At 63.5% G+C, this 19,001-nt stretch carries 15 protein-coding genes and 1 pseudogene; 5 read left to right on the plus strand and 11 right to left on the minus strand.

Annotated features, from left to right (window positions below; all coding sequences use genetic code 11):
* Both cyoB and cyoA read right to left on the minus strand, forming a co-directional pair.
* Nucleotides 1-1,998: a cytochrome o ubiquinol oxidase subunit I gene (gene cyoB / locus EJ077_RS25110; protein ID WP_208697134.1), complete on the minus strand. Its 1,998-nt coding sequence runs from the start codon at nucleotides 1,996-1,998 to the stop codon at nucleotides 1-3.
* A gap of 10 nt (nucleotides 1,999-2,008) precedes the next feature.
* On the minus strand, nucleotides 2,009-3,190 hold the full coding sequence (cyoA, locus tag EJ077_RS25115) for a ubiquinol oxidase subunit II (protein WP_208697135.1): 1,182 nt from the start codon (nucleotides 3,188-3,190) through the stop codon (nucleotides 2,009-2,011).
* 205 nt (nucleotides 3,191-3,395) lie between these two features.
* On the opposite strand from cyoA, the gene EJ077_RS25120 reads away from it, so the two are divergent.
* Nucleotides 3,396-4,718: an MFS transporter gene (locus EJ077_RS25120; protein WP_208703129.1), complete on the plus strand. Its 1,323-nt coding sequence runs from the start codon at nucleotides 3,396-3,398 to the stop codon at nucleotides 4,716-4,718.
* A 77-nt stretch (nucleotides 4,719-4,795) separates the two neighbouring features.
* On the opposite strand, the gene EJ077_RS25125 is transcribed toward EJ077_RS25120, so the two are convergent.
* Nucleotides 4,796-6,865 (minus strand): NAD(P)-binding protein, encoded by a 2,070-nt coding sequence (locus EJ077_RS25125; protein ID WP_208697136.1) that lies wholly within the window; start codon nucleotides 6,863-6,865, stop codon nucleotides 4,796-4,798.
* Between the two features lie 226 nt (nucleotides 6,866-7,091).
* Here EJ077_RS25125 and argE point away from each other — a divergent pair, with 226 nt between their 5' ends.
* Nucleotides 7,092-8,249, plus strand: a complete 1,158-nt coding sequence (gene argE, locus EJ077_RS25130) for an acetylornithine deacetylase (RefSeq protein WP_208697137.1) — start codon at nucleotides 7,092-7,094, stop codon at nucleotides 8,247-8,249.
* Nucleotides 8,250-8,264: 15 nt separating this feature from the next.
* Here the strand turns inward: argE and EJ077_RS25135 are convergent, their stop codons facing one another.
* The 5 genes and pseudogenes from EJ077_RS25135 to EJ077_RS25155 all read right to left on the minus strand — a co-directional run bounded on the left by EJ077_RS25135 (nucleotide 8,265) and on the right by EJ077_RS25155 (nucleotide 13,222).
* Nucleotides 8,265-9,200: a LysR family transcriptional regulator gene (locus EJ077_RS25135; protein ID WP_208697139.1), complete on the minus strand. Its 936-nt coding sequence runs from the start codon at nucleotides 9,198-9,200 to the stop codon at nucleotides 8,265-8,267.
* 49 nt (nucleotides 9,201-9,249) lie between these two features.
* Nucleotides 9,250-10,740: an aldehyde dehydrogenase gene (locus EJ077_RS25140; protein WP_208697141.1), complete on the minus strand. Its 1,491-nt coding sequence runs from the start codon at nucleotides 10,738-10,740 to the stop codon at nucleotides 9,250-9,252.
* Between the two features lie 19 nt (nucleotides 10,741-10,759).
* Nucleotides 10,760-11,434: a DUF1028 domain-containing protein gene (locus EJ077_RS25145; RefSeq protein WP_208697143.1), complete on the minus strand. Its 675-nt coding sequence runs from the start codon at nucleotides 11,432-11,434 to the stop codon at nucleotides 10,760-10,762.
* Nucleotides 11,435-11,439: 5 nt separating this feature from the next.
* On the minus strand, nucleotides 11,440-11,904 hold the full coding sequence (locus EJ077_RS25150; RefSeq protein WP_208697145.1) for a RidA family protein: 465 nt from the start codon (nucleotides 11,902-11,904) through the stop codon (nucleotides 11,440-11,442).
* 44 nt (nucleotides 11,905-11,948) lie between these two features.
* Nucleotides 11,949-13,222 (minus strand): annotated as a pseudogene (locus EJ077_RS25155) (flavin-containing monooxygenase).
* 388 nt (nucleotides 13,223-13,610) lie between these two features.
* Here EJ077_RS25155 and EJ077_RS32410 point away from each other — a divergent pair.
* Entirely contained in the window at nucleotides 13,611-14,501 is an 891-nt protein-coding gene (locus EJ077_RS32410; protein WP_245458548.1) for a GMC family oxidoreductase, read from the plus strand.
* Between the two features lie 5 nt (nucleotides 14,502-14,506).
* A complete protein-coding gene (locus EJ077_RS32415; protein WP_245458549.1) occupies nucleotides 14,507-15,229 on the plus strand; it encodes a GMC family oxidoreductase in 723 nt (240 codons plus the stop codon).
* Between the two features lie 349 nt (nucleotides 15,230-15,578).
* Here the strand turns inward: EJ077_RS32415 and EJ077_RS25165 are convergent, their stop codons facing one another.
* The 3 genes from EJ077_RS25165 to EJ077_RS25175 form a co-directional block, all read right to left on the minus strand.
* Nucleotides 15,579-16,337 (minus strand): ABC transporter ATP-binding protein, encoded by a 759-nt coding sequence (locus EJ077_RS25165; RefSeq protein ID WP_210212178.1) that lies wholly within the window; start codon nucleotides 16,335-16,337, stop codon nucleotides 15,579-15,581.
* Between the two features lie 122 nt (nucleotides 16,338-16,459).
* Nucleotides 16,460-17,263, minus strand: a complete 804-nt coding sequence (locus EJ077_RS25170; RefSeq protein WP_136092599.1) for an ABC transporter permease — start codon at nucleotides 17,261-17,263, stop codon at nucleotides 16,460-16,462.
* 92 nt (nucleotides 17,264-17,355) lie between these two features.
* Nucleotides 17,356-18,339: an ABC transporter substrate-binding protein gene (locus EJ077_RS25175; protein WP_208697149.1), complete on the minus strand. Its 984-nt coding sequence runs from the start codon at nucleotides 18,337-18,339 to the stop codon at nucleotides 17,356-17,358.
* Between the two features lie 403 nt (nucleotides 18,340-18,742).
* On the opposite strand from EJ077_RS25175, the gene EJ077_RS25180 reads away from it, so the two are divergent.
* A complete protein-coding gene (locus EJ077_RS25180; RefSeq protein ID WP_208697151.1) occupies nucleotides 18,743-19,000 on the plus strand; it encodes a hypothetical protein in 258 nt (85 codons plus the stop codon).
* Nucleotide 19,001 lies beyond the last annotated feature (1 nt).

Genomic DNA, 19,001 nt, shown 5'->3' on the forward strand with positions numbered 1-19,001 from the left:
CTAACCCTGAGCGGCGAGGAGCGTCGTCCTCGCCTCTTCCGTCTGCGAGACTTCGGCCGCCGGAATGTGGAAGTCTCTGATATAGTTGAAGGTGTGGCCGATCGCGGTGGCGATGAGGCAGACGAAGCTCAGCGCCGCCAGCCACCAGATGTACCAGATCAGGCCGAAGCCGAGCGCGACGCTGAAGGCGGCCAGGATGATGCCGGTCCCGGTGTTGCTGGGCATGTGGATCGGTTTGAAGCCGGCGAGCGGCCTGATGTAGCCGGCCTGCTTCATGTCCCACCAGGCATCGTTGTCGCGAATGACCGGCGTGAAGGCGAAATTGTAGGCGGGCGGCGGCGAAGAGGTCGACCATTCGAGCGTGCGGCCGTCCCAGGGATCGCCGGTCGGATCGGCAAGCGCCTCGCGCCTGCGGATGGAGACGAAGATCTGGATCAGGAAGGCGGCGATGCCGCAGGCGATCAGCACCGCGCCGAAGGCGGCGATGACGAACCATATCTGCAGCGAGGGATCATCGAACACACGCATGCGGCGCGTCACGCCCATCAGGCCGAGGATGTAGAGCGGCATGAAGGCGAACCAGAAGCCGACCACCCAGCACCAGAAGGAGACCTTGCCCCAGAACGGATCGAGCTTGAACCCGAAGGCCTTGGGCCACCAGTAGGCTATGGCGGCGAACAGACCGAACAGAACGCCGCCGATGATGACGTTGTGGAAGTGGGCGATCAGGAACAGGCTGTTGTGCAGCACGAAGTCCGCCGGCGGCACGGCAAGCAGCACGCCGGTCATGCCGCCGACAACGAAGGTGAGCATGAAGGCCACTGTCCACATCATCGGCAGTTCGAAGCGGATGCGGCCCCGGTACATTGTGAACAGCCAGTTGAAGATCTTCGCTCCGGTCGGGATCGAGATGATCATCGTGGTGATGCCGAAGAAGGAATTGACGCTGGCACCCGAGCCCATGGTGAAGAAGTGGTGCAGCCAGACCAGGTACGACAGGATGGTGATGACCACCGTGGCGTAGACCATCGAGGTGTAGCCGAACAGGCGCTTGCCGGAGAAGGTCGAGGTGACCTCGGAGAAGACGCCGAACAGCGGCAGGATGAGGATGTAGACTTCCGGGTGACCCCATATCCAGATGAGGTTCACATACATCATCGGGCTACCGCCGAAGTCGTTGGTGAAGAAGTTGGTGCCGACATAGCGGTCTAGCGCCAGCAGCGAGAGCACCGCCGTCAGCACCGGGAAGGAGGCGACGATCAGCACGTTGGTGCAGAGCGACGTCCAGGTGAAGACAGGCATGCGCATCATCGTCATGCCGGGCGCCCGCATCTTGATGATGGTGCAGATCAGGTTGATGCCCGACAGCGTCGTGCCGACACCCGCCACCTGCAGCGCCCAGATATAGTAGTCGACACCGACGTCGGGACTGTAGCCGATGCCGGAGAGCGGCGGATAGGCAAGCCAGCCGGTGCGGGCGAATTCGCCGACGAACAGCGAGGCCATGACGAGGATGCCGCCGCCGACCGTCATCCAGAACGAGAAATTGTTGAGGAACGGGAAGGACACGTCGCGCGCCCCGATCTGCAGCGGCACGACGAAGTTCATCAGCCCGGTGACGAAGGGCATCGCCACGAAGAAGATCATGATGACGCCGTGGGCGGTGAAGATCTGGTCGTAGTGATGTGAGTTCAGGTAGCCCTCGGAGCCGTTGAAGGCGATGGCCTGCTGGAGCCGCATCATGATGGCGTCCGAGAAGCCGCGCAAAAGCATGACGAGGCCCAGCACCATGTACATGATGCCGATCTTCTTGTGGTCGACGCTGGTGAACCATTCGCGCCACAGATAGGTCCAGAGCTTGAAATAGGTGATCACGCCGAGAAGCGCGATGCCGCCGAGCGCAACCGCGACGAAGGTGGCGACGACGATGGGTTCGTGCAGCGGCAGCGACTCCAAGGTGAGGCGGCCGAAAATGAATTTGGTCAGCGTATCGGGCATCGGCTGTCTCTCACAATTGACGCCGCAGCAGGCCGAGAGGCGGCGTATCCGCCTCGGCGCTGCGGCTGTCTGTTCCTGGCCGGAGCAGCCCCGCCCCGCGAAGCGGCGACAGGTTTTTCGCCGGCCAATAGCTCGGCCAGGCATCGCGCGACGCGCGTGAGACGGCAGCAGCCTCCTCCACCGTGCAGATGCTGGCGACATAGGAGGGATCGTTTCCGAAAACCGCGCCGCGCCGGGCGAGCTTGTCGTATTGCAGCGGCAAGGTGTTGCGCACACCGGCAAGACCGAGACCACCCTTGGCGTCGATCGACATCATCTCGTTCATGCACATCTTGCCGCGCTCGACGCACAGATTGAGGATGGCGCCATAGAGGTCGGGATCGACGGAGGCGTAGTGCCGGACCGGTTCGTTCTCGCTCGGCTTTTCGAGTTCGAGATAGCTGTCACGGTTAAGCGCGGCCGACGCGGTCCTGGCCTGTGCCACCCACTGGTCGAAGGCCTGGGCGGACAGGCCGTGGAAGGCGAAGCGCATGCCCGAAAAGCCGGCGCCGCTGTAGTTGGCGGAGAAACCGCTATAGGTGCCCGGCCGATTGATGACGGCGTGCAGCTTCGTCTCCATGCCCGGCATTGCGTAGATCTGTCCGGCAAGGGCTGGAATGTAGAAGGAATTCATCACCGCCGACGAGGTGATGCGGAAATCGATCGGCTGGTTGACCGGCGCCGCCAGTTCGTTGACGGCGGCGATGCCGTAATCCGGATAGATGAAGAGCCATTTCCAGTCGAGCGCCACGACCTCGACCCTGAGGGGCTTGTGAAGCTGAGTGACGGGCTGGCCGGGTTCGATCCGGTCGATGCGGCGGTATGGGTCGAGCAGGTGGGTGCCGAGCCAGGTCAGCGCGCCAAGGCATATGATGATGAGGAGCGGTGCCGCCCAGATCACCAGTTCCAGTTTCGTCGAATGGTCCCAGTCCGGCGCATAGGACGCCGAGGCGTTGGATTGCCGGTAGCGCCAGGCGAAAAAGACCGTCAGCGCCATGACCGGCACGATGATGATCAGCATCAGCAGGGTCGAGACCACCAGCAGGTCGCGCTGCTGGGCGGCGACATCGCCCGCCGGCGCGAGCACGACCATATCGCAGCCGCTCAACAGCCCGGCCAGGGGAAGCAGAAGCAAGGCTCCAAATCGTTTCATCAGACGCTGCCCTCGATGGACCGTCGCAACGTGTTGCGATGTTGCAGTGCGGTATCGGCAAAGGGCTACTGCCGGCGACGGCGCGGTGACATTGGACAATTCGTCCAATGCCCAGCCGGGCCGGGTCTGGCGCAGTGTGCATTGCACAATGGGATTGCTACAAATGCGTCCCGGGAATTTCATCCACGCGGTGGCGACGGACAAGATGGCTCAGACTTCGACTGCCGAAACAAACAGCGAGCTGATCGGCTCGCATCATGGCCAGGTCAGCGCGGGCGATATCGCGGTCGGCGTGATCGTGGGCAGGACGTCGGAATTCTTCGACTTCTTCGTCTATGCGATCGCGTCCGTCATCGTGTTCCCCAAGCTGGTGTTTCCGACGCATGATCCGCTCGTCGGAACGCTCTACTCCTTCGCCATCTTCGCTCTGGCCTTCATCGCCCGTCCCTTCGGCTCCGTCCTGTTCATGGCCGTCGATCGCGCCTACGGTCGCGGTGCAAAACTGACGATCGCACTGTTCCTGCTCGGCACCTCGACCGTCGCCATCGCGTTTCTGCCGGCCTATGGCGATATCGGCGCGGTCGCGATCTGGCTTTTGGCACTGGCCCGCATCGGGCAGGGCGTGGCGCTCGGCGGGACGTGGGACGGCCTGCCCTCGCTGCTGGCGTTGAACGCGCCACGGAACCGGCGCGGCTTCTATGCCATGATCCCGCAACTGGGGGCGCCGATCGGCCTTATCGTGGCCAGCGCTCTCTTCGCCTTCTTCGTCGCCAACCTGTCGGCCGACGACTTTCTTGCCTGGGGCTGGCGCTATCCGTTCTTCGTCGCGTTCGCCATCAATGTCGTGGCCCTGTTCGCCAGGCTGCGCATCGTGGTGACGCCAGAATTCTCGAAACTGTACGAGAGCGGCGACCTCCAGCCGACGCGCATAAGGGACACGATCAGGGCCGAGGGCCGCAACGTCGTCATCGGCGCCTTCGCGCCGCTGGCGAGTTTCGCCCTGTTCCACATGGTGACGGTGTTCCCGCTCTCCTGGGTGTTCCTGTTCACCAATGAGGGGCCGGCGCGCTTCCTGGCGATCGAGACGGTGAGCGCGCTGTTCGGCATCGCCGCCATCGTCGCATCGGGCCCGCTCGCCGATCGGGTCGGACGCCGCGCGCTGCTCGGCGGTTCGGCGATCGCCATCGCGACGTTCAGCGGCTTTGCCCCGCAACTCCTGGATGGCGGCACCGTCGGCGAAGCCCTGTTCATGGTGCTGGGCTTCATCCTGCTGGGGCTGAGCTTCGGGCAATCGTCGGGCGTCGTCGCATCGAGCTTTTCGAGACGGCATCGCTATACCGGCTCGGCGATAACCTCGGATCTCGCCTGGATGTTCGGCGCCGGCTTCGCGCCGCTCGCGGCACTGCTTTTGGCCGGCAATTTCGGCCTCATCGCCGCGGGTGCCTACCTGCTCTCGGGCGCGGCTTGTACCTTGCTTGCTCTATGGATCGACAGGCGGCGTTCGGTCACGGATCGGCCGGCCGACTGAACACGGATGGCAAGGCTGCACGGGGCGTGGGCATGTCACGCACCGCGCGCCCTACATCCCAGCATTCGCTGAACGATCTATTCCGCCGCCAGCGCCGTGACTTCTCGCCGAAACGGCAATGCGTCGCCGATGTCGGGTTCGTCCAGCTCGCGGGCGAAGCGGTGGCCGGCATAGGTTGCCCATGCGATGGGCCCCGGCGCTTCGGCGTCGCCGATGACCTTGACCGAACGGATGCCATTGTCGGCCCACTCGTTTTCCCGGGCCTTGAGATCGCGCCAAACGGCGTCGTCCTGATTGCGCGAGGTAACCAGGACGACGGCATCCGCTGCCAGATTCTGTGTTGCGCCGGTGTAGACGCAAGCCGTCACGACACCGCCAGAAGCGACACTCACGACGCTCCTGTTGAGCACGATATCGACTCCCAGCTCCGCCAGGCGGCGGTGGATGGCACCCTGCTCCAGCGTGTTGCGGGTCCAGTCCGAGACATAGGCCGATGGCGTCACCAAGGTCACCTTCGTTCCCTGCCGTGCCATCAGCTCGGCGAGTACGCCGCCCATGTAGTAGTGGTCGTCGTCGAACAGCACGACCTTGCCGCCTGGTACCTTGCCGGCCATCAGATCATCGGGCGTATGGACCGGCATCGCGGCGTCGATCGGCATCGGCACGACATGGGCTCGGGCGACGCCATCGCGGCGCCAGGTCGATCCGGTGGCGATGGCGACGTTCTGGAAGCCGAAAGACAGGATGTCATCCGCCGTCAGCCGGCTTTCGAAATAGATGTCGACGTCAGGCATCTGGCCGAGCTGATACTGCCGATAGTCGCGCACCCTGCCCCAGGCCGACAGGCCTGGAAGTTTGCTTTCGCGCGCCACGCGCCCGCCAAGCTCGGTACCCGATTCCGCGATGGCCACCTTATAGCCGCGCAGGCCGAGCGCACGCGCGGCCTCCAGCCCGGCAGGCCCGGCGCCGACGATCAGCACGCTCTCGCTGTCGCCCTTGGCCTGCATGCGCTCCGGATGCCAGCCTTTGCGCCATTCCTCCATGAAGGTCGGGTTCTGCGTGCAGCGCGAGATCGACATGGTCATGTCGCCGGTGATGCAGATATTGCAGCCGATGCATTCGCGAATGTCCTCGATGCGGCCCTCCTCGACCTTCCTCGGCAGGAAGGGATCGGCGATCGACGGGCGGGCGCAGCCGATGAAGTCGAGCGTGCCCGACCTGATCATCCTCACCATCACGTCGGGCGAGGTGAAGCGGCCGACGCCGACGACCGGCTTCGAGGTCAGTTTCTTGATGCCCGACACCAGGTTTTCCTGCGCCGCCTCTTCCTTGAAGCGCGACGGGCCGGAGCAATCCTCCCATGCGCCGTGCGCGAGATCCCACAGATCGGGCAGTTCGGCATGCATCTCGATCATGTCGCGGACTTCCGAATTGGCGAGGCCGAGCTCGCCGATCATCTCGTCCAGCGACAGCCTGAGCGTCAGGCCGCAGGTGTCGCCGATCGCGTCGCGCCCTTCCTCGATCAGCTCGCGCATCAGCCGCGAACGGTTTTCCAGCGAGCCGCCATATTCGTCGCCGCGCTGATTGGTGGCCGTCGACAGGAAATGCTGGATGATGCCGAAGCCGTGCGCGCCATAGAGGCATACCAGGTCGAAACCCGCCCGCTTCGCGCGTTTGAAGGCATTGCGGTGCCAGCGACGCAGGTCGCGGATGTCCTGCTTGTCCATGGCGCGCGCCTGCACCGGATCGTTGGTGAAGGTGCGGATCGGCAGGGCCGACGGCCCGCGCGGCACCTCCTTGGTGTAGAGGTTGGGACCGTTGATCCCGGAATAGGCGAGCTGGATGCCAGCCAGCGCGCCGTGCTCGTGCATGGCTCTCGCCATCTTGGCCAAGGCCGGAATGTCGGCGTCGTCCCATAGCCGCAATTCGATGAAAGGCGTGATCTCGGAAGTGTGGTGCATCTCCGTCTGCTCGGTGAAGATGACGCCCCATCCGCCTTCCGACTTGATGCGGCGCATCTCGGCCGCGGCCGACGGATCTCGATAGCCGCCGCCATTGCAATGCGGAACCTGATAGAAGCGGTTCTTGGCCGTTACCGGACCTATCTTCATCGGCTCGAACAGGATGTCGTAGCGTGAGTCGCGCATGATGTTTCCTCCGTGCCGGCCCGGCACCGCCGGTCTCCGCCGAGACTACTCATAAGTTGGAGCCGGCGCGGGAAAACTACGGATTTCTTCTGCGCCGATTAGGACGCGCCTAATCGCGCGCGCCGGCGCGGATTAGTCTGTGTTGAACCGGGGCTGAGCGAAATGCGACTTCAGGGCATTGGCGGCATGATGCTAGACAGCCAAGACCCGACAGCGAGACTGGAACATGGACAGCATCAGGATACTCGAAAGGCTGATCGCATTCCCGACGGTGAGCCGCGACTCGAACCTCGACCTGATCGGCTATGTGACCGACTTGCTCGAAGCGAGCGAAGTTGCCTGCCAGATCGTCCACAGCGCGGACGGACACAAGGCCAACCTCTTTGCCACCATCGGCCCGACCGACCGGCCCGGTGTCATGCTGTCCGGCCATACCGACGTCGTTCCCGTCGACGGCCAGAACTGGACGCTGCCGCCGTTCGAAATGACCGAGCGTGACGGCAAGCTTTATGGACGCGGCGCTACGGACATGAAGGGTTTTGTGGCCTCCGCGCTCGCGGCCTGCGTCAAGGCGTCCAAGATGGCGCTTCGGACGCCGCTGCATCTGGCGCTCTCCTATGACGAGGAAGTCGGCTGCCTGGGCGTGCGCGACCTGATTGAAATGCTGAGCGCAGCGCCGCAACGCCCGCTGCTGTGCATCGTCGGCGAGCCGACCAACATGCAGGTGGCGACCGGGCACAAGGGCAAGCTTGCCGCTCGCGCCATCTGCAGGGGACGCGAAGGCCATTCGGCGCTCGCCCCGCTGGCGCTCAATGCCATCCATCTCGGCTGCGATTTCGTGCGCGCCTTGCGCGACGAACAGGAGCGGCTGGCACGCGACGGCTCCCGCGACGGCGACTACGACATTCCCTACACGACGGTGCATGTCGGTAAGATCAATGCCGGCGTCGCGCTCAACATCGTGCCCAACCTGTGCCAGGTCGATTTCGAGATCCGCAACGTTGCCGCCGACGATGCCGCCGGCATTCTCGACAGGCTGCGCATTGCCGCGGCGCGCATCGCTGAGGACGCCGCCTCGATCGCGGCCGAGGCCGCGGTCGAAATCGAGATCAGCAACACCTATCCGGGCCTCGACACGCCGGCCGCATCGGAGGCGGTGGCTTTCGTCAAATCGCTGACCGGTGCCAACGACACGATGAAAGTCGCGTTCGGCACGGAAGGCGGCTTGTTCAGCCGCGATCTCGGCACGCCTGCCGTCGTCTGCGGGCCGGGCTCGATGGCGCAGGGACACAAGCCGGATGAATTTGTCAGCGTCGAACAGCTGCGGCGTTGCGACGGGATGCTGGACAGATTGCTGGAACGGCTCACGGACGGCTGGCCGTGATGCGAATGGCAGCCCTCACTTCACGATGCGTTCGGTGCCGAAGACGCCCTGCTCGACGACGAAGCGGCGGCAGTGGTCGATGAATGCCTGCACCGTCAGTGTGCGATGTTCGGCGTTCGGCAAGGCAATGCCTATGGTCAGCGGCCTGAGGTCCCCCAGCAAAGGCACGAAGACCAGCAATTTTCCGTCCGGCGACATGGTGTTGAGCGGCCGCATATTGGCGATACCGTAGCCGAAGCCATTGGCGACCATCGAGCGCATCACGGCGATGTCACCGGTGCGCTCGACGATCCTGGGCCGCAGGCCCCTGGGCTGGAAGGCCGACAGGAAATATTCGCGGCTGTAGGGCAGATCGAGCAGCACCATCGGCTCATCAACGAGTTCCTCGGGCGTGATGCCTGCCTTCGCCGCCAGGCGATGCGCGGCCGGAAGCATCACATAGGCCGGCAACTGCATCAGCGGCTCGAAGGTCATGTCCTGCGACAGCTCGAGATCATAGGTCAGCGCGGCGTCTATCTCGCCACGCTGCAGCATCTCGAACAATTGCCCCTGGTTGCGCTCGAATTGCCGGACGCGCACATCGGGATAGGCATCCTCGAATTTCTTGCGCAGCGCCGGCAGCACGATCTGCGCGAAAGTGAGCAGGCAGCCGATCGCCAGCGGTCCGCGCACCTTTTCGGCGATGTCGCCGGCAATGTCGTGCAGCGCGTCAGCGTCGTTGAGCAGGCGCGCGGCTTCCTTGAGGAACAGGCGCCCGCCCGCGGTGAGCGCCAGGGCATGCGAGTGCTTGCGCACGAAAAGCTGGACACCGAACTCGGCTTCGAGCTGGGCGATCGACGCCGAGATCGATGGCGGCGAGACATTCACCTGCTCGGCCGCCTTGGCGATCGAACCCGCTTCGCCAACGGCGACGAAATATTCGAGCTGTCTGAGCGTGAAGCGGAGCGGCATGGTGGCTATGTTGCCGGTTTGCGGCTGGTGATCAAGTCGCGGCCACTCCTCAGTACTTGATCCAGGTGGTCTTCAGCGCGGTGTATTTGTCCAGCGCGTGCAGCGACAGGTCGCGCCCGAAACCGGACTGCTTGAAACCGCCGAAGGGAGTCATCGGGCTCAGCGCATCGACGGTATTCACGGAAACCGTGCCCACGCGCAGCCTTTCCGCGAGGCGATGCGCCCGCGACAAGCTGTCGGTCCACAGCGATGCAGCCAGGCCGTAGACACTATCGTTGGCGATGCGAAGCGCCTCGTCTTCGGTGTCGAAGGCGATCACCGACAGGACCGGACCGAAGATCTCGTCGCGGGCAAGCGGGTCGTCGGGCGAGACGTTATCGAAGATCGTGGGTTGCACAAAACTGCCGCGCCCGTCGACGGCGACGCGGTCGCCGCCGGTCACCAGCCGTGCCGACTTCCTGCCGCCATCGATGAAACGCATCACAGTCGCGGCGTGGCGCGCGTCCACCATCGCACCCATCCTGGATGCTGGGTCGAGAGGATCGCCGGGCTGGGTCGCGGTTGCGCGCTCTGCCAATTTCTCGACCAGCGCATCCTTGATGCCGCGCTCCACAAGAAGCCGGGAATTGGCCGAGCATACCTGTCCCTGGTTGAAGAAGATGCCGAAGGCGGCCATGTCGGCGGCGGCATCCAGATCGCCGCAATCGGCGAACACCAGATTGGGGCTCTTGCCGCCGGTCTCCAGCCAGACCTGCTTCATGTTCGACTGGCCGGAATATTGCAAGAACATCTTGCCGACAGCGGTCGATCCCGTGAAGGCGAGGCAATCCACATCCATATGGCGGCCAAGCGCCTGGCCAGCCGTCTCGCCGAGGCCGGGCACCACATTGAGCACGCCGGCGGGCAGGCCCGCCTCCATGGCAAGCTCGGCCAGCCTGAGCGCCGAGAATGGCGATTGCTCGGCGGGTTTCAGCACCACCGAATTGCCAGCGGCCAGCGCGGGCGCGCATTTCCAGGTCGCCATGTCGAGCGGAAAGTTCCACGGCACGACGGCGCCAACGACCCCAAGCGGCTCACGCCGCACCAAGGCGAGGTCGCCCCGGCCCGTTGGCGCCACCTCGTCATAGACCTTGTCTATCGCTTCGGCGTACCACTGGAAGATCGCCGCCGACCCCGGCACGTCGATGGTCGCTGCATCCTTGACCAGCTTGCCCATGTCCAGCGATTCCAGCAGCGCCAGCTCCTGCAGGTTCTCGCGCAACAATACCGCCAGCCGCAGCAGCACGTGCTTGCGATGCTGAGGGCTGGTTCGCGACCAGACGCCAGCCTCAAAACTGCGCCGCGCCGCGGCGACGGCGAGGTCGATGTCCTCTTCGCCGCAGGAAGCGACCTCGGCGAGCGTTGCGCCCGTAGCCGGATTGATGCTGGCGAAGGTCCGGCCGGAGCTGGCCGGCACCGCCTTGCCGTCGATGAACGCCCGGTCACGAAAACGGATCGCCGACGCCTTGCCGATCCAATCCTTATGACTGAGTTCGCTCATGCTGGCTCCAGATGTCGGACTATTCGTCACCCGGAACGCCGTAGCTCGGCGCACCGGACGGATTGAGGGCGCGCGTGACATAGGCGTCGAGCTGAGGCTTGTAGATTTCCCACAGCGTCGCCAACTGCTCGACCGGACACGCTTCGGTCCAGTCGCAACGCAGGTCGGCGATGGGCCATGAGACATCGCGCACCAGCTTCATGCCGGCCGAGCGGACCGGCCCCGCCTCCCCGCCAGCCGCGAGTGCGGCCCGCATGGTGGCGATCAGCCTGTCGCCGAGATCACCTTCGGAGGCGAGAAAGGCATCGACCATGGCTTGCGGAACCCTGTCGCTGGCAAGCAGGTTGCCGCCGCAGGCGACATCCTCGCCGCGCGCTTCGGCCCAGATGCCGAGCGCTTTCGGTCCCGAATGGATTGCGCTGCCGCCGGCCGCGTCGACCGCCAGCACCTGCCGGTATTCGCTGAATGCTGCCGTGCGCTTCAGGATCGCGACGGCCTCGGCCGCGGAAGCGCCGCGCGCCATCAACTCCAGCGCTCGCGGCCCGAGCGTCGGGTCCGTGACGTTCTGGCTGGCGACCGCGCCGACACCTGCCTGCGCGTAGGCGCAGCGTGCCGCGACGGCGGGAGACGACGAGGATACCGCCACCCCGAACATGCCCGTGCGCCGGCAGCGCGCCACTATCGAAAAGGTCATGACACTCAGTCCTGGATGACAGCCTTGCCATCATCCCGGATGATGGCTGTGCCATCATCCGGAATGACGGCGGTGCCGTCGATCTCGACCAGCCAATCCGGCCGCGCCAGGGCCGACACGACCAGGCCGGTCGAAACCGGATGCACGCCCTTGATGTATTCGCCCATCGTCCGGTAGACGGCTTCGCGATGGCGCACGTCTGTCAGATAGATCACCACCTTCACCAGATGCTCCATCGTGCCGCCGCATTCCTCGATGAGTTGCTTGATGTTCTGCATGACCTTGTGGGTCTGCTCGACCGGATCGTGGCTGTCGATGGTCTTGGCCGTGTCGAGATCCTGCGGGCATTGGCCGCGCAGATAGATCGTGCGGCCGCCCCGCGTGACGACCGCCTGGCACAGATCATTGTCGAGCTTCTGCTCGGGATAGGTATCCTTGGTATTGAATTTGCGAATTCGCGTGTGCGCCATGTCGGTCTCCATCAGGTCGGGCTTGCAGCTGTCGACAGCTCTGGTCAGGCGTCGACGGGCTCGGGTTTCTTGGCGGCGTGGTAGGCCAGATATTTGCGCTGCGTCGAGATACGGTCGGCCACGTGCTTTGCGTCGTGCCAGACGCCCCAGATGAAACTCGATCCCCTGCGCGACTGCCAGGGCAAGCCCAGGAAATAGATTCCGGGTTCCGTCGAGATGCCGCGCTGATGCCTCGGCCGGCCCTTATTATCAAAGGCATCGACCTTCAGCCAACTGTAATCGGCGGCAAAACCCGTCGCCCAGATGATTGCCGCTATCCCGGCCTCGGCCAGGTGCAGTTCGCGGATCGGATTGGTCATGCATTCGGGATCCGGTTCGATCCGTCGGGCGGCGGGCTCTTCGGGAAGGTCGAGACCGTTGCGCGCGACATAGGCGTCGGCCTCGTCCAGCAGCGACATCAGATTCGCGTCGCCGCGGGCAATGTTTCTGGCAAGATCGGGCGCGAAGCTCATCAGCCCGTCCTGGTAGGTCCTTGTCATGCCGACAAGGGTAAGTCCCTGCGCCGCCAGACGACGGAAATCGATGGTTTCGCCGCCGCGCGCGCCGCTCACCGCGATCGTCACATGTTCCGTGCCCGGTCCGGGGGTTTCGAGGTCCCATTTGCCGAGAACGCCCAGCCACCAGCAGAAGTCGCGCCCGCGATAGGCCCGCGGCGGGCGATCGTGCGGGCCGACCGAGAGGTAGACGCGTCTTCCCGCACGCTGGAGTTCGTCGGCGATCTGCACGCCCGAGGATCCCGCGCCGACCACCAGCACTGCGCCTTTTGGCAGTTGACCGGGATTGCGGTAGGCACTGGAATGGATTTGCAGGATGCCTGCCTCCTTGGGGACGAGAGGCGGGATGACGGGGACCTGGAAAGGTCCGGTCGCGGCGACGATGCTGTTTGCCTCGATCACGCCATCGGACGTCTCAACGCGGAATCCGGGCCGGCCGACATTTCTTTCCACAAGCCTGACTTCGACGCCGCTGCGGATCGGCGCATCGATCTGCTTTGCGTAAGCGACAAAATAATCGGCAACCTCCTCCTTGGAGGGAAAGCCATCGGGACCCGTAAGCGGAAACTCCATGCCCGGGAAGCGGTCGTGCCAGGCCGGGCCATTGGCAACCAGGGAATCCCACCGCTGCGAGCGCCAGCGCTCGGCAATGCGGCCGCGTTCGAGAACGAGATGGGGCACCCCGCACTTGCTCAGGTGCTCGCTCATGGCCACCCCGCCTGGCCGCCGCCAACGACAAGCGTGTCTATCGTCTCAACCGACATGCCCAGTCCTCTCCTGACCATCCGACAGCTCCTGCCGCACGGGACGAAAGCCGATTTCCGGCGGCTGGCAGACGCAGCCTGGGGTGATCCATTTCGCCCGTGTTCCGGACAAGCCTCTTGCGCCATCCGGTCGTCTCGCTATTGGCGCTCACAAGTAGCAGCACGTGCCGGTGGGCGCCCATAACGAATCTCCGAAGTCACGCGTAACCATTTCCGAATTTCTCGCGCCGACAGACGCATCTACAGTTTCAGCGATCGGGTCCGCAGCCGCATGGCGTGGCGGGCGAAGCCGGGCATGGGTCGGCACGGAACTGGTTGCGGAACAGGATGCGCTACTGCGGCGGTCCGTTCGCAATGCCTCGAGCGCCGGCATTCTCGAGGGGCCGCCATGAAGACTGAAAACTATGATTACATCGTCGTCGGCGCGGGTTCGGCCGGCTGCGTGGTGGCCAATCGGCTGAGTGCCGATCCCTCGGTCAGAGTGTGCCTGATAGAGGCAGGCGGCAGCGACAACAGCCTGCGGGTCAGGGTGCCCGCAGGCATTCTGTCGCTCTATGGCAACCCGAACTACGACTATTGTTTCGTCGGCGTGCCACAGCCCCATCTCAACAACCGCAGCATTCCGGTCAACCGGGGCAAGGCGCTGGGCGGATCGAGCTCGATCAACTCGATGGTCTATATTCGCGGCGCCGCTGAGGACTATGACGAATGGGCCGGGCTCGGCTGCGCCGGCTGGGCCTATAGCGACGTGCTGCCTGTGTTCAGGAAACTGGAGCGCAACCTGATCGCTCAGGACCCGCGCTATCACGGCACGGACGGCGAGCTTTTGGTCGACAATCCGCGCGATCCAAACGTGCTTTCCCGCATGTTCGTCAAGGCCGGTGAAAATGCCGGCCTGCCCGCCAACGAAGACTTCAACGCCGAGAGCCAGTTCGGCGTCGGCATCTACAACGTCACGCAGAATCGGGGCCAGCGCTTCAGCAGCTTCACCGCTTTCATGCGTCCGGTGCTCGATCGCAAGAACTTGACCCTGCTCAGCGCATGCGAGGTGATCGACCTTGTCATCGCCGAAGGGCGCGCGACTGGACTGCGCGTGCGCCATGACCGCCAGGAGAAAATGCTCTCGGCCAGCCGCGAGATCGTGCTCTGTGCCGGAGCCATCAACTCACCCAAGATCCTGATGGCGTCCGGCGTCGGCCCCGCGGACGAGTTGCGGCAGATCGGCATCACGCCGGTTGTCGACCTGCCGGCGTCGGCAAGAACCTGCAGGACCACATAGACGGCATGATCACCGTGCGCTCCAAGAGCACCAGGACGCTCGGCCTGTCGCTTGCCAACCTGCCCCGCATCGCGGCAGCACCCTTCCAGTATTTCGCGCGCCGCAAGGGCATGCTCACCACCAATTATGTCGAGGCTGGCGGCTTCGCGAAAACCAGGCATGCGAACGGCCTGCCCGACATTCAGTTCCACTTCGTGCCGGGCTATCGCAGCCACCGCGGCAGGCTCATCGAATATGGCCATGGCTATGCCATTCATACCTGCGTGCTCAGACCCAAAAGCGTGGGCGAGATCAGATTGTCACGCGACAGTTCTCGGCGCGACGTTCTGATCGACCACCGTTTCTTCGCGGAGGAAGACGACGCGATGGTGCTTGTCGAAGGCATCAAGATCGCGCGCAAGATCCTCGCCGCATCCGAGTTCGATCCGGTGCGTGGCAAGGAAATGCTTCCGGGCAAGTATGTTCGCAGCGACGACGAGATCCTCGCCTATCTGCGTGCCGAGGCGCTGACCGTCTACCACCCGGTCGGGACTTGCAAGATGGGGACCGACGCGATGGCGGTCGTCGATCCGGCGACGCTGAAAGTGCGCGGCGTGGACGGGCTCCGGGTCGCGGATGCGTCAGTCATGCCGAAGCTGATCGGCGGCAACACGAACGCGCCAACCATGATGATCGGACAGAAGGTTTCCGAGATGATCCTCGGCTCGGGACACAAGGGTGGCAAATAGGTCGCCGCTGCTTCGGTGAATCATCGCAAACGTCCGGAATTGCCTTAAGCCCTCCCAAACGTCGTCATTCCAGGGCGGAGCAAGGAGCGAAGCGACGCGCGCAGACCCTGGAATCCATGCCGTGACGCCGAGGCGTTGCCGCGGTGAAGAATTCTGCCCCGCTGCATCCCTCGGCCAAGGTCACGGAATGGATCCTCGGGTCTCCGCGTCCGCTTCGCCCGTGGATGACGAAGCCGAGAGGTTTCCGCCAATCCCCAACGTCTGCGCTGATTTCACGGAAATGTACGGTGAAAATCTTGCCGCCGACAAGCCTGCAACCTTTTCAGAATCCCTGTGTCGAGAGGCTAGTTTAATGATCCTCGTCGATCTCGTCGTGCAAGAGGCCGAGGATACGGCGCTTGAGTGCGATGAACTCGGGTTCGAGGATTACGTCCATCGAGCGCGGCCGGGGGATGTCGACCTTGATCTCGGCCTTGATCTTGCCGGGCCTCGCCGTCATCACCAGGACGCGATCGCCCAGGACGAGCGCCTCGTCTATATCGTGGGTGACGAACAGGACCGTTTTTTGCTGCCGCTCCCAGACACGCAAAAGCAGTTTCTGCATGGTGCCGCGGGTCTGGCTGTCCAGGGCGCCGAAGGGCTCGTCCATCAACAGAACGGCCGGGTCGTTGGCAAGCGCACGCGCGATCGCCACGCGTTGCTTCATGCCGCCGGAAAGCTGAGCGGGGTAGTGGTCGGCAAAGGGCGCGAGGCCGACCTCGTCGAGATACTGGTCGACGATCTGCTTGCGCTGCTCCGCCGGCAGGCCCTTGCGCCTCGGCCCGTACTCGATGTTGGCGCGCACCGTGAGCCAGGGAAACAAGGTGTAGCTCTGGAACACCATGCCTCTGTCGGGGCCAGGTTCGATAACTTCCCTGCCATCTACCTTGATGCTGCCCGAAGTCGCGTCATTGAGGCCGGCCGCAAGGTAGAGCAGGCTGGATTTGCCGCATCCCGAAGGGCCGACGATGACGCAGAATTCATTCCTCGCCACCTCCAGCGACACATCGTCCAGTGCCAGCACGCCGTTGGCGTCGCCGTAACGCAATGTCACGTCTTCGATGGCCATCGTCGTGCCGGTCGAGCGCGGATCACCGGTCGTCGAGGCCGTGCCGGCCAGATTTTTCGCCTTGATGGTTTCGGTCATTGCCATCCTTGATCCGGCAGCGGTTTGCGAGCTTGCGTTCAAAATCAGGGTGCCCATGGCGCGACCCTTGCCCGGACGATGCGGAACGCCGTGTCGGTGATGAGGCCCAGAAGCCCGATCGCGGCGATCGCCATGAAAATCACATCGACCTGGAAGCCTCGCATCGCCTTCAGGCTGATATAGCCGAGGCCGCTCGACGCGGCGACGAGCTCGGCCACGACCAGATAGGTCCAGGCCCAACCCATGGTGACGCGAAGCGTGTCGAGGATGGCTGGAAGCGCGGCCGGGAAAATGACGTGCCACACGGCTTCGCTGCGCTTGGTGCCCAAAGTGTATGAGGCGTTGACCAGATCCCTGGATACGCTGCGCGCACAGTCGGAAATCATCACCAGTTGCTGGAAGAAGGTGCCGAAGAAGATGACCGCTATGCGCTGTTCGATGCCGATGCCGATCCAAAGGATGAACAGGGGTACGAAGGAGGTCACAGGCAGGTAGCGGATGAAGTTGACCAAGGGCTCCAGCGGCGCCTGCACCACTCGGTAGGTCCCCATCCACAGTCCCAGCGGCACCGAGATCAGCGAGGAGACGATGAAGCCCAGGATCACCACCTTGGCGCTGGTCAAGGTGTGGTAGAAAAGGCTGCCGTCCAAAGACATACGATAGGTCGTCTGCAGAACGGTTCCGGGCGTCGGCAGGAACATGTTCGGCACGACGCGGCCATAGGACAGCAAAGCCCAGCCGCCGATCACCACCACCCACATCGCCAGCGCGAGTGTTGTTGCCGTGCTGGCGGGAATGTTGGCGAATGGGGTCGTCAGGCGCGTCCACGCCGTCCGCCTCTGTGCCATGGGATGGCCTCCGTTTGTCTTCTGAAGCGCGAAGTTCTGGCCTGTCGGAAACCGGGTTCGGCCCAGACGGACCGACCCGGCTTCCCGAAGGCTCACTGTTCCCTGATGAAACCGGTGTCGAGGATTGTCTTCGCGTCGATCGTCATCTTGAGCTTGCCGGCCTTGCCCCAGATGTCCTGCGCAAAATTCACCAGGTCGGACGCCTCGCTCTTCTGCGGCGTGCCGAAGAATTCCAGGTTGCGATCGCGGTCGTAATAGCGCACGCCCTTGGCGCCGGCGGCGAAATCCTCGGGCTTCTCGAGATAGCCGCCAATGCCCTTGGCCATGATCTCATATGCCTTTTCCGGATTGGTCTTGATGTATTCGACCGCCTTGTAATAGCCCTTGACGAGAGCCTTTACGTCCTCCGGATGCTTTTCGATCAAATCGCATTTGAGGGCGATCACATCGACGATCAGGCCAGGGGTGGTCGTGGAATCGATCAGCACCTTGCCCTTGCCGCCCTTGCGGACTTCGGTTAGGTGCGGCTCCCAGGTCACCGCGGCGGGAACCTGGCCGGCGATGAAGGCGGTCGCCGCGTCATCGGCGGTCATGTTGGTGATGGTGACGTCGTCCTCGGTCATGCCTTCCTTTTTCAGGAGCACGTTGAACCAGAATTCGGAAACGGAGCCCTCGTTCAAGGCCACCTGCAGGCCCTTCAGATCCTTGAGCGCCTTGACGTCGGGCTGCGTCACGACGCCATCACCGCCGTGGCTGTCGTCCAGCGCCAGGACGTATTTGAAACAGAGATCGTCGGAGCGGTACTTCATCAGCTCGTCGACGGTGGAGGCGGCGCCATCGAGATCGCCGCCGGCGACCGCCGCCATGTAAAGCGCTGATTCTTCTATGATCTTCAGGTCGACATCGACGCCGGCCTCCTTGAAGTAACCAAGGTCGCGGGCAAGAAACAGCGGCCCGTAGCCTACCCAGGTCGTCATGCCAAGACGGATGGCGCCTGCGTTGGCTGGCGCCGCAAGCCCCAGGCCCAGCAGGCCTGCGCCGACCGCGCCCATCAGGCAATTTCGGAATGTCTTCATTGTCGTCGTTCCCCTATGGCTGTTGCCGGCATCGGCCTCATGCAAGCGGCGTATGCCGGCTGTGTTTCGGCAGCCGCTCTTGTTTGGGCGTCGCCTCCCAGCGAGCCTTGCGTGTTTTAAGGTCCGCAAGAGAGCATCCGGACCGGATCGCAAAAAGAAGTCTTTTTCTGCCCATTGCTTCGTCGAAACCGAAGCGCGGTCGATAGCCAATCGGCGAGCTAGTGCCGGTCTTCATGCATGGATTGCGGGAGCCAGCCGTTTGATTATTTTCGTACAGATGTTTTTTCGTGACACGCTGGGCGGGTGGTTTTATGAATCCAGTGATCGATCCGCGCGTCCGGCATGCCTTCTGGTGCGCAATGCCTGATCGCTTCGGGCCGCTTCGAGATCAAAGGTGACGCCCATGCGGGAATTGCCGAAAGACATTGACGCCGATGTGGTGATCGAAATCAGCAGGTTGCTGGACGACAACGCGCTTTTCGCGCCTGTCCGGGTTCATGAACTCACAGCAAGGGTAAGGCAGAAAGTGAAGACGGGTTTGCCGGACCGTTCAATTGAAGAGCTGATCGTGGAAATGGCCTCCTTGCGTCGGTTGGCCATGGCCTTTGAGCTGCCTGGATCGGAAAATGTGGTGCAAATTCCTGAGCGACTCCTACGCTGAC

The organism is Mesorhizobium sp. M8A.F.Ca.ET.057.01.1.1 (assembly GCF_003952565.1).
In the GTDB taxonomy this organism is placed as follows: Bacteria; Pseudomonadota; Alphaproteobacteria; order Rhizobiales; family Rhizobiaceae; genus Mesorhizobium.

Coding starts and splice junctions, on each gene's coding strand:
- EJ077_RS32415 (WP_245458549.1), top strand. CDS start 14,507: ATGATCACCGTGCGCTCCAAGAGCACCAGGACGCTCGGCCTGTCGCTT.
- EJ077_RS25170 (WP_136092599.1), bottom strand. CDS start 17,263: ATGGCACAGAGGCGGACGGCGTGGACGCGCCTGACGACCCCATTCGCC.
- EJ077_RS25175 (WP_208697149.1), bottom strand. CDS start 18,339: ATGAAGACATTCCGAAATTGCCTGATGGGCGCGGTCGGCGCAGGCCTG.
- EJ077_RS25125 (WP_208697136.1), bottom strand. CDS start 6,865: ATGCGCGACTCACGCTACGACATCCTGTTCGAGCCGATGAAGATAGGT.
- EJ077_RS25145 (WP_208697143.1), bottom strand. CDS start 11,434: ATGACCTTTTCGATAGTGGCGCGCTGCCGGCGCACGGGCATGTTCGGG.
- EJ077_RS25165 (WP_210212178.1), bottom strand. CDS start 16,337: ATGGCCATCGAAGACGTGACATTGCGTTACGGCGACGCCAACGGCGTG.
- cyoA (WP_208697135.1), bottom strand. CDS start 3,190: ATGAAACGATTTGGAGCCTTGCTTCTGCTTCCCCTGGCCGGGCTGTTG.
- EJ077_RS25120 (WP_208703129.1), top strand. CDS start 3,396: ATGGCTCAGACTTCGACTGCCGAAACAAACAGCGAGCTGATCGGCTCG.
- cyoB (WP_208697134.1), bottom strand. CDS start 1,998: ATGCCCGATACGCTGACCAAATTCATTTTCGGCCGCCTCACCTTGGAG.
- EJ077_RS25150 (WP_208697145.1), bottom strand. CDS start 11,904: ATGGCGCACACGCGAATTCGCAAATTCAATACCAAGGATACCTATCCC.
- EJ077_RS25135 (WP_208697139.1), bottom strand. CDS start 9,200: ATGCCGCTCCGCTTCACGCTCAGACAGCTCGAATATTTCGTCGCCGTT.
- argE (WP_208697137.1), top strand. CDS start 7,092: ATGGACAGCATCAGGATACTCGAAAGGCTGATCGCATTCCCGACGGTG.
- EJ077_RS25180 (WP_208697151.1), top strand. CDS start 18,743: ATGCGGGAATTGCCGAAAGACATTGACGCCGATGTGGTGATCGAAATC.
- EJ077_RS25140 (WP_208697141.1), bottom strand. CDS start 10,740: ATGAGCGAACTCAGTCATAAGGATTGGATCGGCAAGGCGTCGGCGATC.
- EJ077_RS32410 (WP_245458548.1), top strand. CDS start 13,611: ATGAAGACTGAAAACTATGATTACATCGTCGTCGGCGCGGGTTCGGCC.